The sequence below is a fragment of the Streptomyces sp. NPDC085866 genome, from assembly GCF_044541035.1.
Taxonomy (GTDB): Bacteria; Actinomycetota; Actinomycetes; order Streptomycetales; family Streptomycetaceae; genus Streptomyces.
On record NZ_JBITSQ010000026.1, the window covers coordinates 82,178 to 96,771 of the forward strand.

Annotated in this window: 10 protein-coding genes; 5 read left to right on the plus strand and 5 right to left on the minus strand. The window is 70.6% G+C overall.

Annotated features, from left to right (window positions below):
• The first annotated feature begins 176 nt into the window (after positions 1 to 176).
• Together ACIF83_RS42510 and ACIF83_RS42515 are read left to right on the plus strand one after the other, a co-directional pair.
• Positions 177 to 2,189 (plus strand): GTP-binding protein, encoded by a 2,013-nt coding sequence (locus tag ACIF83_RS42510; RefSeq protein WP_399735638.1) that lies wholly within the window; start codon positions 177 to 179, stop codon positions 2,187 to 2,189.
• An 82-nt stretch (positions 2,190 to 2,271) separates the two neighbouring features.
• The gene (locus tag ACIF83_RS42515; protein WP_399735641.1) at positions 2,272 to 4,137 is read left to right on the plus strand and encodes a cellulase family glycosylhydrolase; all 1,866 of its coding nucleotides are present in this window, start codon (positions 2,272 to 2,274) and stop codon (positions 4,135 to 4,137) included.
• Between the two features lie 56 nt (positions 4,138 to 4,193).
• Here ACIF83_RS42515 and ACIF83_RS42520 read toward each other — a convergent pair whose 3' ends face one another.
• The gene (locus ACIF83_RS42520; RefSeq protein ID WP_393477890.1) at positions 4,194 to 5,447 is read right to left on the minus strand and encodes a YncE family protein; all 1,254 of its coding nucleotides are present in this window, start codon (positions 5,445 to 5,447) and stop codon (positions 4,194 to 4,196) included.
• Positions 5,448 to 5,585: 138 nt separating this feature from the next.
• On the opposite strand from ACIF83_RS42520, the gene ACIF83_RS42525 reads away from it, so the two are divergent.
• Both ACIF83_RS42525 and ACIF83_RS42530 read left to right on the plus strand, forming a co-directional pair.
• Positions 5,586 to 6,248, plus strand: coding sequence for a TetR/AcrR family transcriptional regulator (locus ACIF83_RS42525; RefSeq protein WP_398140124.1), 663 nt, complete (start codon positions 5,586 to 5,588; stop codon positions 6,246 to 6,248).
• 144 nt (positions 6,249 to 6,392) lie between these two features.
• Complete coding sequence (locus ACIF83_RS42530; RefSeq protein ID WP_393477895.1) at positions 6,393 to 7,418, plus strand: alcohol dehydrogenase; 1,026 nt, start codon at positions 6,393 to 6,395, stop codon at positions 7,416 to 7,418.
• A 3-nt stretch (positions 7,419 to 7,421) separates the two neighbouring features.
• Here ACIF83_RS42530 and ACIF83_RS42535 read toward each other — a convergent pair whose 3' ends face one another.
• Entirely contained in the window at positions 7,422 to 8,651 is a 1,230-nt protein-coding gene (locus ACIF83_RS42535) for a glycosyltransferase (RefSeq protein WP_399735661.1), read from the minus strand.
• A gap of 206 nt (positions 8,652 to 8,857) precedes the next feature.
• On the opposite strand from ACIF83_RS42535, the gene ACIF83_RS42540 reads away from it, so the two are divergent.
• Positions 8,858 to 10,810 carry an RICIN domain-containing protein gene (locus tag ACIF83_RS42540; protein WP_399735645.1) on the plus strand — a complete coding sequence of 651 codons (1,953 nt, stop codon included), beginning with the start codon at positions 8,858 to 8,860 and terminating at the stop codon, positions 10,808 to 10,810.
• A 30-nt stretch (positions 10,811 to 10,840) separates the two neighbouring features.
• Here ACIF83_RS42540 and ACIF83_RS42545 read toward each other — a convergent pair whose 3' ends face one another.
• From ACIF83_RS42545 to ACIF83_RS42555, 3 genes are all read right to left on the minus strand, one after another.
• On the minus strand, positions 10,841 to 13,303 hold the full coding sequence (locus ACIF83_RS42545) for a SpoIIE family protein phosphatase (RefSeq protein WP_393477899.1): 2,463 nt from the start codon (positions 13,301 to 13,303) through the stop codon (positions 10,841 to 10,843).
• Positions 13,304 to 13,531: 228 nt separating this feature from the next.
• Complete coding sequence (locus ACIF83_RS42550; RefSeq protein WP_393477900.1) at positions 13,532 to 13,867, minus strand: hypothetical protein; 336 nt, start codon at positions 13,865 to 13,867, stop codon at positions 13,532 to 13,534.
• Positions 13,864 to 14,594: cbb3-type cytochrome c oxidase subunit I (locus ACIF83_RS42555; RefSeq protein WP_399735649.1), on the minus strand; the 731-nt coding region annotated here is incomplete at its 5' end. The genes ACIF83_RS42555 and ACIF83_RS42550, both read right to left, overlap by 4 nt.

Here is a 14,594-nt window from a genome sequence, read left to right on the forward strand (position 1 = left end):
CTGGAGGCGGCGAGTGCTGCGATGGGGCTTTTGTTGAACGTTAATCCATTGCTGTCGAGGGGCGGCCCTGCTGCACTTCCCCTGACCCGACGTCACACGGAGAGGACCAGCGATGCGCGCTGCGTGCATGTCCACCCAGGAAGGAATCCCACCCATGCCGAAGGACATCACGCTCAGTGCATCTGCTCAATCTCGGAATTCTCGCGCACGTAGACGCCGGTAAGACCAGCCTGACCGAACGGCTGCTGCACGCGGCCGGAGTCATCGACGAGGTCGGCAGCGTCGACGACGGCAGCACCCGGACGGACACCCTCGCGCTGGAGCGGCAGCGCGGGATCACCATCAAGTCGGCGGTCGTGTCGTTCCCGCTCGACTCGGTGACCGTCAACCTCATCGACACCCCCGGTCACCCGGACTTCATCGCCGAGGTGGAGCGGGTGCTCGGCGTGCTGGACGGCGCCGTGCTGGTCGTCTCGGCCGTCGAGGGCGTCCAGGCGCAGACCAGGGTCCTGATGCGGACCCTGCGCCGGCTGCGCATCCCCACGCTCGTCTTCGTCAACAAGATCGACCGACGGGGCGCCCGCGAGCAGGCGGTCCTGCGCGACCTGGCCCGCAGGCTGGCCGTACCGCTCGTACCCATGGGGACGGCCGCCGCGCTCGGTACCCGCGACGCCCGCTTCGTCCCCCGCCTGCTCCCGTCCGCCCTGGACACGCTCGCCGACCACGACGACGACCTGCTCCGCGCCTACGTGGCGGGCGATGTCCCCGACACCCGCCTCCGTACCGCCCTCGCCGCCCAGACCCGACGGGCCCTGGTCCACCCGGTCTACTTCGGCTCCGCCGTCACCGGCGCCGGCGTGCCCGAGCTGATCACCGGCATCGAACGCCTGCTGCCCACCGCATCCGGCGACCCGGACGGCCCCCTGTCCGGCACGGTGTTCAAGGTCGAGCGGGGCCCTGCGGGGGAGAAGATCGCCTACGCGCGGATCCTCTCCGGCGCGCTGCGCGTGCGTGAGCGGGTTCTGTTCGGGGACGGTCGCCAGGTGGGCGGGGCCGGCCGCAGGGAGGGCAAGGGTGCCCGGGCGGAGGGGCGGATCACCGCACTCACCGTCTTCGCCAACGGCACCGACCTCCGGCAGGACCGCGTCGGCGCCGGGCGGATCGCCAAGGTGTGGGGACTCGGTGGCATCCGGATCGGTGACGCGATCGGTGTGCCGGGGCGGGTGTACGAGCACCACTTCGCGCCGCCCACCCTGGAGACCGTCGTCGTCCCGGGGGCCGGCACGGACCGGCGCTCTCTGCACCTCGCGCTCACCCAGCTGGCCGAACAGGACCCGCTCATCGGTGTCCGCCACGACGAGCTGCGGGGGGAAACCTCGGTCTCCCTGTACGGCGAGGTGCAGAAGGAGGTCGTCCAGGCCACGCTCGCCGACGAGTACGGCCTGGACGTCACCTTCCGGGAGACCACCACCCTGTGCGTCGAACGGCCGGTCGGCACCGGGCAGGCCGTGGAGTTCAACAAGAAGGACCCCAACCCCTTCCTGGCCACCGTCGGCCTGCGTGTCGACCCCGCCCCGCCCGGCTCCGGCGTGCGCTTCCGGCTCGAGGTGGAGCTGGGCTCCATGCCGTACGCCTTCTTCAAGGCCGTCGAGGACACCGTCCGTGAGACGCTCGGCCAGGGCCTGCACGGCTGGCAGATCCCCGACTGCACCGTCACCATGACCCACTCCGGCTACTCGCCCCGGCAGAGCCATGCACACCAGGGTTTCGACAAGAGCATGTCGAGCACCGGCTACGACTTCCGCGGCCTGACCCCGCTCGTCCTGATCGAGGCGCTGCGCCGTGCGGGCACCCAGGTCCACGAGCCGATGCACCGCTTCCGCATCGAGGCCCCGGCGGACACGCTGGGCGCCCTGCTGCCGGTGCTGGCCCGGCTGGGCGCGGTGACGGAGAGCACCGAGGCGCACGGGCAGGAAGGAGTCCTGGAGGGGGCGGTGCCCGCCGCCCGGGTCCATGAACTGGAGCAGCGGCTGCCGGGGCTGACCCGGGGCGAGGGTGAGCTGGAGTCCGCCTTCGACCACTACGCACCGGTCACCCGAGGCCCGCTGCCCGAACGCCCGCGCACCGACCACAACCCGCTCAACCGGAAGGAGTACCTGCTGAACGTCACGCGCCGGGTGGGGGACTGAGACGGCTGCGCTGACTGAGAGTCAACTTACTTCTGAGTCAGTAGTATTGACGCTCTCCCGGCATCCCCGGACTGTGGTGTACATGTCCACCATCAGGGCGCGTCTGCTTCTTGTCCTGGTCGTCCTCTGCGGACTCCTGACGGTGGCGGGTGCTCCGCCCGCCACCGCCGCCACCCCTGCCGCCCCCTCCGATTCCCTCTGGTTCGACGGCACCCCGCTCACCGTCCAGAACGGCCGCTTCACCGACGGCCAGGGCCGCGAGGTCGTGCTGCGTGGCTACAACGTCTCCGGCGAGACCAAACTGGAGGAGAACGGCGGCCTGCCCTTCGCGTCGGTCGCCGACGCCCGCAGGTCGGCGACCGCGCTGCGCGCCCTCGGCGGCGGCAACGCGGTCCGCTTCCTGCTCTCCTGGGCGCACGCCGAACCCGCGCGCGGCCAGGTGGACACCGCCTACCTGGCCGCGGTCGCCGAGCAGATGCGCGCCTTCCTGGACGCGGGCATCCGGGTCTACCCCGACTTCCACCAGGACCTCTACTCCCGCTACCTCTTCAACACCGGCAGCTGGTACACGGGCGACGGCGCCCCCGGGTGGGCGGTGGACGCCGGGAGTTATCCCAAGGAGTCCTGTGGGATCTGCCTCTTCTGGGGGCAGAACATCACCCAGAACGCGGCCGTGCAGAAGGCGCAGTACGACTTCTGGCACAACAGCTACGGTCTGCAGGACGCCTTCCTCGCCACGGCTCGGGCGACCATGACCTACCTCCGGGAGCACCTCACCGACGGCGAGTTCGCGGGCGTCGTCGGCTTCGACCCGTACAACGAGCCGTACGCGGGCAGCTACGACTCCGGGCAGACCTCACGCACCTGGGAACGCGATCTGCTCTGGCCGTTCTACGTGAAGTTCCGCGCCCGCATGGACGCCGCCGGCTGGCAGGACAAGCCCGCCTTCGTCGAGCCCAACCTCTTCTGGAACGCGAACATCTCCACCCAGAAGCAGGAGGGCGGACTGCTGGACGCGGGCACGCTCGGCCCGCGCTATGTCTTCAACACCCACTTCTACGACCAGAAGGCCATCTCCGGCATCCTGATGTGGGGCAAGGCGGCCGACGGCCAGTACGCCTCCGACTTCGGCGCCGTCCGCGACCGCGCCTCGGCCGCCGGAACCGCGGCCGTGGTGAGCGAGTTCGGGCACCCGCTGTCCGGCATGGTGTCCGACAAGGCGCCCACCGTGCTCAAGGCGATGTACCAGGCGCTCGACTCGCGTGTCCCCGGCGCCAGTTGGTGGATGAACCCGGCCGCCTCCGGCCCGGTGCTGTCCGGCTCGCAGTGGCAGTGGGACCTCTACAACGGCCGCCACCACGAGCTGATGAACGGCAACCCCGACAAGGTCCTCACCTCCGGCGACGCCTGGAACGACGAGGACCTCTCCGCCGTGAGGCTCGACGACTCCGGGAACGCGACCCTCCGTCAGGACGCCCGGCTGCTCGACCGCGTCTACCCGAGCGCCACCGCCGGTTCGACGCTCGCCTTCACCTACGAGGACCGCTCCCGGGACGGCTCGACCACCCTGACCTGGAACCCGGTGCCGAGTTCGCTGCCCAACGTGGCACGGCTGGTGGGCTCGGGTCAGTACGGGCTGCTGGTGTGGCGCTCCGGCAGCGGCACCGCGCCCACCGAACTGCACCTGCCGGCGTCCTTTCCCGCCTCGGCCACCACCGTCGTCTCCGACCTGGGCACGGCCTACGCACCGCCCGCGTACACCGCCCGGACCCCGGTCGGTGTGGCCCCCGAGCCGGGCGGCACCGGCAGCAGCCGGCTGCTGCTGACCGACTCGGACTCCGGCGTCCTGCACTACGCCCTGGTGGCCAACGGGGCCGCGGCGCCTTCGGCGGACCTGCTGAGCGCCGCCGGGTCCGAGCTGGCCTCCTGGGCGAAGGCGCACTTCTGACAGCGCTACGGCCTCCGGGGCGGGTGGAGGCACCTCGGAGGCCGTACGCCGGCGGCTCAACTTCCGTTCGGACCCGTCCAGTCGGCCTGTACATGCCCCAGCCGGACGCGCTGCGGATGGTCGCCGACCGGGATCGAGGTCACCTTCTGGCCGGTGGCGAAGTCGATCGCCGTGACCTGGTCGGCGCCGCTCTCGGAGACGATGCAGTCCTTGCCGTCGCCGCTGACCGTGGCCCAGTACGGCTTGGAGGTCGGGACCAGCGTGCCCTCCTGGAGGGTGGCCCGGTCCACCACCGTGGCGTAGTCGTCCATGGTGCCCGCGACGCACAGCTTGGTGCCCGCGGGGTTCATCGAGATGCCGTGGTGGCGCGAGTCGTTGACCCAGGTGGTGCGGTCCTCGCTGGTCGCCGGGTTCTTCGGCAGCGTCTTCACTCGGGTGATCCTGTCGGCGGCCACGTCGTACTCCAGGAATCCGTTGAAGAACGACACCTGGAAGTACAGCTTCGACTCGTCGGGGGAGAAGACGGCCGGGCGCACGGCGTCGGAGAAGTCCTTCAGCCCGATCGCGTCCAGTCGCTGGCGCATGTCGATGACCTTGACCTGCTTGTACGTGGTCGCGTCCACGACCGTGATGTGCCGGTCGCCCTTCGTCCAGTCCCAGGCCGGGTCGTCCAGAGCGGTGTTGACGTCCCCGATGGCCATGTTCCAGATGTACTTGCCGTCCTTGGTGAAGATGTTCTCGTGCGGCTTGTCGCCGGTCGCGAACGACCCCAGCTGCTTGCCCGTGACGATGTCCAGCACGTGCACGGTGTTCGCGGTGGAGGCGGAGACGGCCACCCGGGTGCCGTCCGGTGAGACGGCCATGTGGTCCGCTCGGTAACCGGACACCGGGAAACGCCAGTTGATCTTCCCGGTCGCCAGGTCGATCGACACGACGTCGGCGAAGCTCGGGCGGGAGACCACGACCGACTTGCCGTCGGGCGTGGAGTACATGTCGTCGGCGAACTGGTCGTGGCCCTCGCCGACACTGTTGCGGATCGCCATGAAGTAGATCCACTTGATGGGGTCCGCGTTGATCTCCGCCATCCGCTGGTCCTTGTCAGGGATGACGTTGATCCGGCCGACCTTCGCGAAGTCGCCGGAGGACTTGATGACATCGGCGGTGCCGTCCCAGTTGTTGCCCACGAACAGCACCTCGCGCAGATCCGAGGCGGCGGGCGAGGCGGCGGAGGCGGCGGTCGCCGGGCCGGCGACGGTCAGGACGAGGGCGGCGGCCACGGAGCAAAGGTGCCTGGTTCTGGAGGCAGGCATGACTGCTCTCTTTCCTCGGGGAAATCTGAACACGGGCGGATTCACAGTGAACTTACTGAAAAGTAAGGAGGGGGCGCCCTTCTCGACAAGATGTGTGCACGACAAGATTGGCCACCGGTGGGTGACGGAGGGGGCAGCGTGACGGGGAGGCTCAAGGCGCCGACGGGCCGCTACGGCGGCAGGTCCGCCGAGGAACGGCAGGCCGAGCGGCGCCGCCGGTTCCTGGCGGCGGCACTGCAGACGTTCGGCGACAGCCCGGGTTTCCGCGCCACGACGGTCGCCGCGCTGAGCCAGGCCGCGGGCCTGTCCACCCGCCAGTTCTACGAGGAGTTCCGCACCCTGGAGGACGTCCTCGCCGCGCTGCACCTGGAGGTCAACGGCTGGGCGGAACAGGCGGTGCTGGACGCGCTCGCGGCGGCCGAGGGGCTGCCGCTGGCCGAGCGGGTCGCCGTACTGTTCCACGCCTACGCCCGCGACGTCACCTCCGACCCGCGCCGCATCCGGATCGCCTTCGTGGAGATCATCGGCGTCAGCGCCCGCCTGGAGGAGCAGCGGCTGGCCCGCAGGGCCCGCTGGGTCGACCTGATCCGTTCCGAGGCGGATGCGGCGGTGGCCCGCGGGGAGGCTGCACCGCGCGACTACCGCCTCGCGGCCACGGCCTTCATCGGCAGCGTCAACGGTCTGCTGCACGACTGGAGCGCCGGCTGGGTGGACGCGAGCCTGGACGAGGTCGTCGACGAACTCGTCCGGCAACTGCTGGGCATCCTGCGCCCGGAGGGCTGGCGCCCAGAGATCGCCTGACCGGGTCGGCTCGGTCAGGTCGCGGCAGGTTTCCGCAGGTCACCTGTGGTGTGGCCGCGGTGCTCGCGGTGTTCGACGCGCGCGATCGGCCCGGAGCTGGTCTGCTGGACCGGGGGCCTGTGTACCCGTTCTCCGGAGAGACGCATGACTACCTACCGAGTCGCGCAGGTGACCGCCCCGGGCGGCACGTTCGAACTGGCCGAGCGGGAGGTGCCGCAGCCCGGGCCCGGCGAGGTGCGGATCGCCGTGGAAGCCTGCGGGATCTGCCACAGCGACGCCCTTTTCGTGAACGCCGGACTACCGGGCGTGACGTTCCCCGAGGTACCCGGGCACGAGATCGCCGGGCAGGTCGAGGAGCTGGGCCCGGGCACCCACGAGCGCGGCTGGCGGGTCGGTGACCGGGTGGCCGTCGGCTGGTTCGGCGGCAGCTGCGGCCACTGCGCGCCCTGCCGCGAGGGCGACTTCATCGTGTGCCCGAACCTGAAGGTCCCGGGATGGGCCTACGACGGCGGCTTCGGCGAGAAGGTGATCGCGCCCGTCGACGCCCTGGCCCGGATCCCCGAGGGCCTGCCCGCGAGCGACGCCGGGCCCATGGCCTGCGCGGGCGTGACCACGTACAACGGGCTGCGGCGCAGCTCCGCCCGGCCGGGGGACCTGGTGGCGGTGCTCGGCCTCGGTGGCCTCGGGCACCTCGGGGTGCAGTACGCGGTCGCGATGGGCTTCGAGACCGTGGCGATCGCCCGCGGCCCCGAGAAGGCCGACTTCGCCAAGCAGCTCGGCGCCCACCACTACGTCGACAGCACCTCCGGCACCCCGGTCGCCGAGTCGCTGCAGTCCCTCGGCGGCGCCAAGGTCGTCCTCGCCACCGCCGGGAACTCCGAGGCCATCACGTCCACCGTGGACGGCCTCGCCCACCGCGGCGAACTGGTGGTCATCGGAGCGGACGTCGAACCGCTGGGCATCACCCCGGTCCAGCTGCTGATGAGCGCACGGGTCGTCCGCGGCCACCCGTCCGGCACCGCGCAGGACGTCGAGGACACCATGGCGTTCAGCGCCCTGCACGGCATCCGCCCGATGACCGAGCAGGTGCCGCTGGACCGCGCGGACGAGGCCTTCCAGAAGATGCTCGCCGGTGCCGCCCGCTTCCGGATGGTGCTCACCACCGGCTGAGGGTCAGCCGCCCAGCGCGTTCACCGCGTCCAGCACCGGCGTCACCCCGTCCTCCGCGCGGATCCGTGCACCGAGCGCTCGGGCCCGCTCCCCGTACGACGCCTCGCGGGTCGCCCGGAGCAGCGCCGTGCACAGGGCGCCGACGGTCAGCCGGCGCAGCGGTACGGCGGCCGGGGCGACGCCCAGCGACACCAGCCGGGCGGACCAGAACCCCTCGTCGAACTGGATCGGGACCGGCACCGCCGGCACCCCGGCGCGCAGGCCCGCCGCGGTCGTGCCCGCCCCGGCGTGGTGGACCACGGCGGCCGTCCGCGGGAAGAGCGCCGAGTGCGGCACCTCGCCGATGGTCAGCATGTCGTCGCCGTCCGCCGCGAGGCCGCCCCACCCGCGCTGGATCACCCCGCGCAGCCCGGCCCGCCGCAGCGCCGCCACGACCTGCGCGCTCAGCCGGCCGGCGTCCGGCACGGTGGCGCTGCCCAGCCCGACGAACACCGGCGGCGGGCCCGCGTCGAGGAATTCCCGCAGCCTGTGCGGGAGTTCGGTCTCGGTGTCGTACGGCCACCAGTAGCCGCACACGCCCAGGCCCGGCCGCCAGTCCCGGGGCCGGGGCACCACCAGCGGGCTGAAGCCGTGATGCACCGGCCAGAGCCGCCGCTCCCGGGCGCGCCGGGCGGGGCCGGTGCCGACCGGGGGCAGCCCGAGGCGGGCGCGGACCGCGGGCACGGTCGCGGCGAAGACGCGCTCCACGGCGAGGTTCACGCCGTGCCCGGCGAGCCGGTTGGCCGGAGCCCCGAACGTGCCGCCACCGAGCACCGGAGGGGCGAACTCCTGGGTGGGGGCGAGGGGTTGCAGGTAGAGGCCCATGCTCGGCAGGCGCAGTCCCTGGGCGATGGCGTGCCCGAGGGGTGCCAGCGAGGCCGAGAGCAGCAGTACGTCGCTCTGCCGTGCCGCCGCCACCAGGTCGTCGGTCATCCGCCCGACCAGCCGTCGGGCCAGCTCGACCACCCGCACCAGCTTCCCGGCGCCGCTGGTGCTGCGGTGCAGTCCCCGGCCCCGCGGTGACTCCAGCTCCGCGCGCGGATCGACCGGCAGCGCGTGGAACCGCACCCCCGAACCCGCCACCAGTGGTTCGAAACAGCCGTGTGTGACCAGGGTGACCTCGTGCCCGGCACGGCCGAGTCGGTACCCGAGGCCGGTGTAAGGGGCCACGTCGCCCCGGGATCCCGCCGTCATGATGGCTACCCGCATGATGGCCAGTATGGCGGCGCCGTGCCGTGCAGCGGCCCAACGGCCACACCTGCCCTACGACTTCACGCCTGCCGCAGCCGTTGACTTCACCCCCGGGCGGCTCTACGGTCGGCGCGCAGCATGTTCGATTAGCCGATCCTCGTTCGAAATCCCGATCGCAGATGCATTCCGTCCCGCACGCGGAGGAGCCGATGTACACCCCACCCGGTCCGGCAAGACGCTGCAGAACCGCCGTCGTACGCGCCCTGGTCCTCGTCCTGGCCGCCGCCGCCCTCCTGTTCGGCCGGCCGGGCCCGGCGCAGGCGGCGACCACCCGTCAGGTGTCCGTCCCCACCGCCCCCATGGGCTGGGCCTCCTGGAACAGCTTCGCCGCGAAGATCGACCACAACGTCATCGAGCAGCAGGTCGACGCGTTCGTGTCGGCCGGACTCCCCGCCGCCGGATACCAGTACGTCAACATCGACGAGGGCTGGTGGCAGGGCACCCGGGACAGCGCCGGCAACATCACCGTCGACACCTCCGAGTGGCCCGGCGGCATGAGCGCCGTCGCCGACTACATCCACAGCAAGGGGCTCAAGGCCGGCATCTACACCGACGCGGGCAAGAACGGCTGCGGCTACTACTACCCGACCGGCCGCCCCGCCGCCGCGAACACCGGCAGCGAGGGCCACTACGACCAGGACATGCTGCAGTTCTCCGAGTGGGGCTTCGACTTCGTGAAGGTCGACTGGTGCGGCGGCGACGCCGAAGGGCTGGACGCGGCGACCACGTACAAGGCGATCAGCTCCGCCGTCACCAAGGCCACCGCCGCCACCGGCCGCCCGCTGACCCTCTCGGTCTGCAACTGGGGCAAGCAGAACCCCTGGAACTGGGCGCCGGGCCTCGCCCCCATGTGGCGGACCAGCACGGACATCATCTACTACGGCAACGCGCCCTCGCAGACCAGCATGCTGTCCAACTTCGACCAGGCCCTGCACCCGGCCGCGCAGCACACGGGCTACTACAACGACCCCGACATGCTGATGGTCGGCATGCCCGGCTTCACCGCCGCGCAGAACCGCACCCACATGTCCCTGTGGGCGATCTCCGGCGCCCCGCTGCTGGCCGGCAACGACCTCACCACCCTGTCGAGCGAGACGGCCGCCGTCCTCAAGAACCCGGACGTCATCGCCGTCGACCAGGACCCGCGCGGCCTCCAGGGCGCCAAGGTCGCCGAGGACACCACGGGCCTGCAGGTGTACGGCAAGGTCCTCGCCGGCACGGGGAACCGGGCCGTCGTGCTCCTCAACCGCACCTCCGGCGCCAAGGACATCACCGTCCGCTGGTCCGACCTCGGCCTCACCGGCGCCGCGGCGAGCGTCCGCGACCTGTGGGCGCAGCAGAACCTCGGCTCCTACGCGACGAGTTACACCACCAGCGTCCCGGCGGGCGGCTCGGTGATGCTCAAGGTGACCGGCACCGAGGCGGCGAGCAGCGGCTACAGCGCCACGTCCACCGGCAGGTACAGCGGGGTGAGTGCGGCGAGCACCGGCCTGGACGTGGTCGACCTCGCCTACACCAACACGGCGTCCACCGCCGTCACCGGCACGCTCCAGGTCAACGGGCAGACCGCCACCACCGTCTCCTTCGCGCCGACCGGATCCACCCCGGGCACGGTCTCGGTCCAGGTCCACCTCACCAAGGGATCCACCAACTCCCTGACCCTGACCGGCGGTCCCACCCTGGGCACCCTCACGGTGAGACCCGTCCCCGGCACCAGCGGCACCCTGCTCACCGGCAAGCAGTCCGGCCGCTGCGCCGACGTCTACGACAACACGATCACCAACGGCACCCAGGCCGAACTCTGGGACTGCAACGGCGGCGCCAACCAGGCCTGGACCTACACCTCCCGCAAGGAACTCGTGGTCTACGGCGGCAAGTGCCTGGACGCCTACAACCTCGGCACCACCAACGGCACCAAGGTGGTGATCTGGGACTGCAACGGCCAGACCAACCAGCAGTGGAACGTCAACGCCGACGGCACGATCACCAACGTCAACGCGGGCCTGTGCCTGGACGCGTACAACGGCGGCACCGGCAACGGCACGTCCCTGGTGCTGTGGGCCTGCAACGGCGGCGACAACCAGAAGTGGTCCAGGACCTGAGGTTCTGGACCCGGGTGCTCGAAGCCGCTCTCAGTCGCCAGGGGGTGTGCGGAGTGACTGTTCTGCCCAGATGGACTTGCCGCGCGCGTGATATCGGGTGCCCCAGAGATCGGCCGTCTGGGAGACCAGGAACAGTCCCCTGCCTCCCTCGTCCGTGTCCAGGGCCCGCCGTACATGAGGGGAGGTGCTGCTGTGGTCGGACACCTCGCAGATCAGGTTGCGGTCGCGTATCAGCCGCAGCCGGATGGGGGGCAGGCCGTAGCGGATGGCGTTGGTGACCAGTTCGCTCACCAGCAGTTCCGTGGTGAATTGCACCTCCTCGAGGCCCCAGTTTTGTAGTGCCCTTCCGGCCAGCTCCCGGGCCTTCCCGACGACCTCGAACTCCGCCGGCAGGTCCCAGGTGACATGGCGTTCCGATTCGAGCCCGCGGACCCGCGCCACGAGCAGTGCCACATCCTGCTGCGCGGGGCAGGGGACCATCCGCCGCAGCACCTCGTCACAGAACTCACCGAGCCCTTGGCGAGGACTCGCGGCCGGGGACGGCCGGGCGGCACCGGCCGCGGACAGAACGTCACGGAGCCGTTCGAGGCCTGTGCCGACATCACCCCCATCGAGGTTCGCCAGGCCCATGGTGTCCAGGACGAGCAGGTCCCCATCGGTGAGTGTCAGCCCACCGCACTCGTAGGGCGCACCGCTGGTGCCCAGCGCAGGGCCTACCGGCATCTCGATCAAAGCGGCCTCGCCGAGCTCCGGCAGCAGGGCGGGGGACGGGTGCCCGGCACTGGCCAACTCACAGTGCCGCGAGAGGGGATCGAAGACGGCGTAGGTGCAGGTCGTTCCGACGGCGTCGTTGCCGGAGCCCTCCTCGTGGTGGAACCGCTTGATCTGTTCGTTGAGTTCGGTGAGCAGTTCGCCCGGCGAGAGATCCAGGTCGGCCAGCGTCCGTACGGCGGTCCGCAGCGCGCTCATGGTCACCGCGGACCGCAGCCCCTGGCCCACGGCATTCGCGACCACCAGGCCCACGCGTGCGCTGGACAACCGGATGACGTCGAACCAGGCGCCCCCCAGCATGGTGTGGCCGTTCGCCGGCAGGTAGCGCGAGGCCGTCTCGACACACCGCAGCGCCGGGAGGCGCTGCGGCAGCAGACTGCGCTGCAGTGCGAGGGCCCTGGACCGTTCATGGGTGTAGCGGCTGGCGTTGTCGATGCACACCCCGGCGCGCGCGGCGAACTCCTTGGCCAGCCGAATGTCATCGGCCTCGAACGGCTGGAGTCTTTGGTACCTGGCGAACGTCACCGTGCCCAGTGCCTCTCCCCGGGCGTACATCGGCACCAGCAACCAGGAGTGGACGCGTCGACTGCGGTGCAGAGCGGCCCGAGCCGGGTCACTGATGAACTCCTCGAACAGTTCGTCGCCCGTCAGCAGCACATGGTTGCCGTCTGCCAGCGCCTTGGTGGCCGAGGACTCGGGGGCGGAGGCGATCAGGTCGATCTCTCCCCGGGCGACCCTGGTGTCCAGCGGTCCGCCGGCACGTACCGTGTGCGCCGCGCGGCGCAGTGGCACCCCCTCGCCCAAGGGGCCGACATCGGCGTTCCTGCCACCGAGAACCGGGTCGAGCAGATCTACGTAGGCGTAGTCGGCGAACTGCGGTACGGCCACGTCCGTCAGCTCCTGCGCGGTCTGCATGACGTCCAGGCTGCTTCCGATCCTGGCACTCGCCTCGTTGATCAGGTCCAGTCGCTCACGCGCCCGGGTCTCCTCGGTCACGTTGATCACCAAGTGCACCAGGCCGACCACGTCACCGGAGCCGCTGCGCAGCGGGACGATGGTCTCCGACCAGACGGATTCCCCGTCCGGGCCCTCCGGGATGCCACCTCGTACCTCGGCGCCGATGCTTGCCCGGCCGGTGTTGAGCACCCGCCGCTGCCGCTCCTCCAGAGCGTCGACGTCCAGCAGGCCGGAGGGTGCCGCTTCCCGCATGGTGCGGCCGACGACCTCGTCGGCGAAGCCTTCCGAACGACTCCGGGACTCGTTCTGCCCAAGGAATCGCAGATCGCTGTCGAAGACGTCGATGATGTACGGCGATTCGGTGAACAGTCCCCGCAGCAGAGCGCGGCGGAGGTCGTTTCGACGCGCGTCCTCGAGAGGCTCGGCCTGGATGAGCCACTGCGCACCGGCTGGTGTCACCAAGCCGTGTGCCCAGATCCTCGCCTCGACTCCGGAGCCGCTGCTGTGGCGCAGACGAGCGGGTGAGAAGACGATCGGCCGGCTGTCGGGCCGGCGATCGAGGAGCTCGGCTGCCTCCGTCCCGGGCTCGACAAGATCGGCCCAGCGAAGTTCCCAGAGCTCGGACGCGGAGTATCCGAGCAGCTGCTGCGCAGCGGGGCCCCAGCCGAGGAGCGAACCGTGTTCGCCGACGACGACGCAGATGTCACCTGCGGGTTCCGGCGCGTCACTCGACGTGCCCAGGAGCGCGGTGTCCCGCATTCCCATGAGTCCAGGCTACCCGGACACCCACAGGGGTCCCCCGGAGATCCACTGAACCCGTCGACGTATGTACCTTCCGTCATCGGCGGAGAGCCGGGCGCCGCGGCGGACGACGATTCGGGTGCGGCCGCCGTCGGCCTCGTCCGGCTGATGAACCTCGTCCCCGCCGCCCATGGACCGAGGGGCCACCGGCCCGAGACCGGACAGCCCCTCGACAAGATCTTCATGAGCCCTCTAGGCGGCGGCGAGCAGGAGCAGGCTCGTCGCCGCCAGCAGGGCGCAGCCCAGCACCCACCAGGCCACCAGCCGCTGCCGCAGCGCCCGGTACCTGGCCTCGTAGGTGTGCCGCAGCTCCTCGGCGCGTTCCGCGGTGCGCCGCCACGAGGTGCGGGCCAGGGCCAGGTACTCCGTCTCGAAGTGCCGCTCCAGGTCCTCCCGTTGGGTGTCGGTGAGCCAGCCGAGCCGGGAGGCCGCACGGGCCGCCGCCGTACGGCCCTCCTCCCGTGCGGCGGCGAGCAGCAGATGGCCCTCGATCTCCTGGACGAGCGCCCGTTCCTCTCCCGTGCTCATCGCGAGGTCAGCTCCCGCTCCTGCTGCCCCACCTGCGGATGGTGCAGGTCGAACGCCGGCGACTCGCTGCGGATCTGCGGGAGGGAGAGGAAGTTGTGCCGGGGCGGCGGGCAGGAGGTCGCCCACTCGAGTGAACGGCCGTAGCCCCAGGGGTCGTCGGTCGCGACCTTCTCGCCGTACTTGGCCGTCTTCCAGATGTTGTAGAAGAACGGGAGCATCGACGAGCCGAGCAGGAACGAGAAGATCGTCGAGACCGTGTTGAGCGTGGTGAGCCCCTCGACCGCCAGATAGTCGGGGATCCGGCGCTGCATACCGTTCACGCCCAGCCAGTGCTGTACGAGGAACGTGCCGTGGAAGCCGATGAACAGTGTCCAGAAGGTGATCTTGCCGAGGCGCTCGTCCAGCATCTTGCCGGTCATCTTCGGCCACCAGAAGTGGAAGCCCGCGAACATCGCGAACACGACCGTGCCGAAGATGACGTAGTGGAAGTGGGCCACCACGAAATAGGTGTCGGAGGTCGGGAAGTCCAGCGGCGGCGAGGCCAGCATCACCCCGGTCAGCCCGCCGAACACGAACGTCACCAGGAAACCCATCACCCACAGCATCGGTGTCTCGAAGGAGAGGCTGCCGCGCCACATGGTGCCGATCCAGTTGAAGAACTTCACACCGGTCGGGACGGCGATCAGGAACGTCATGAAGGAGAAGAACGGCAGCAGCACACCGCCGG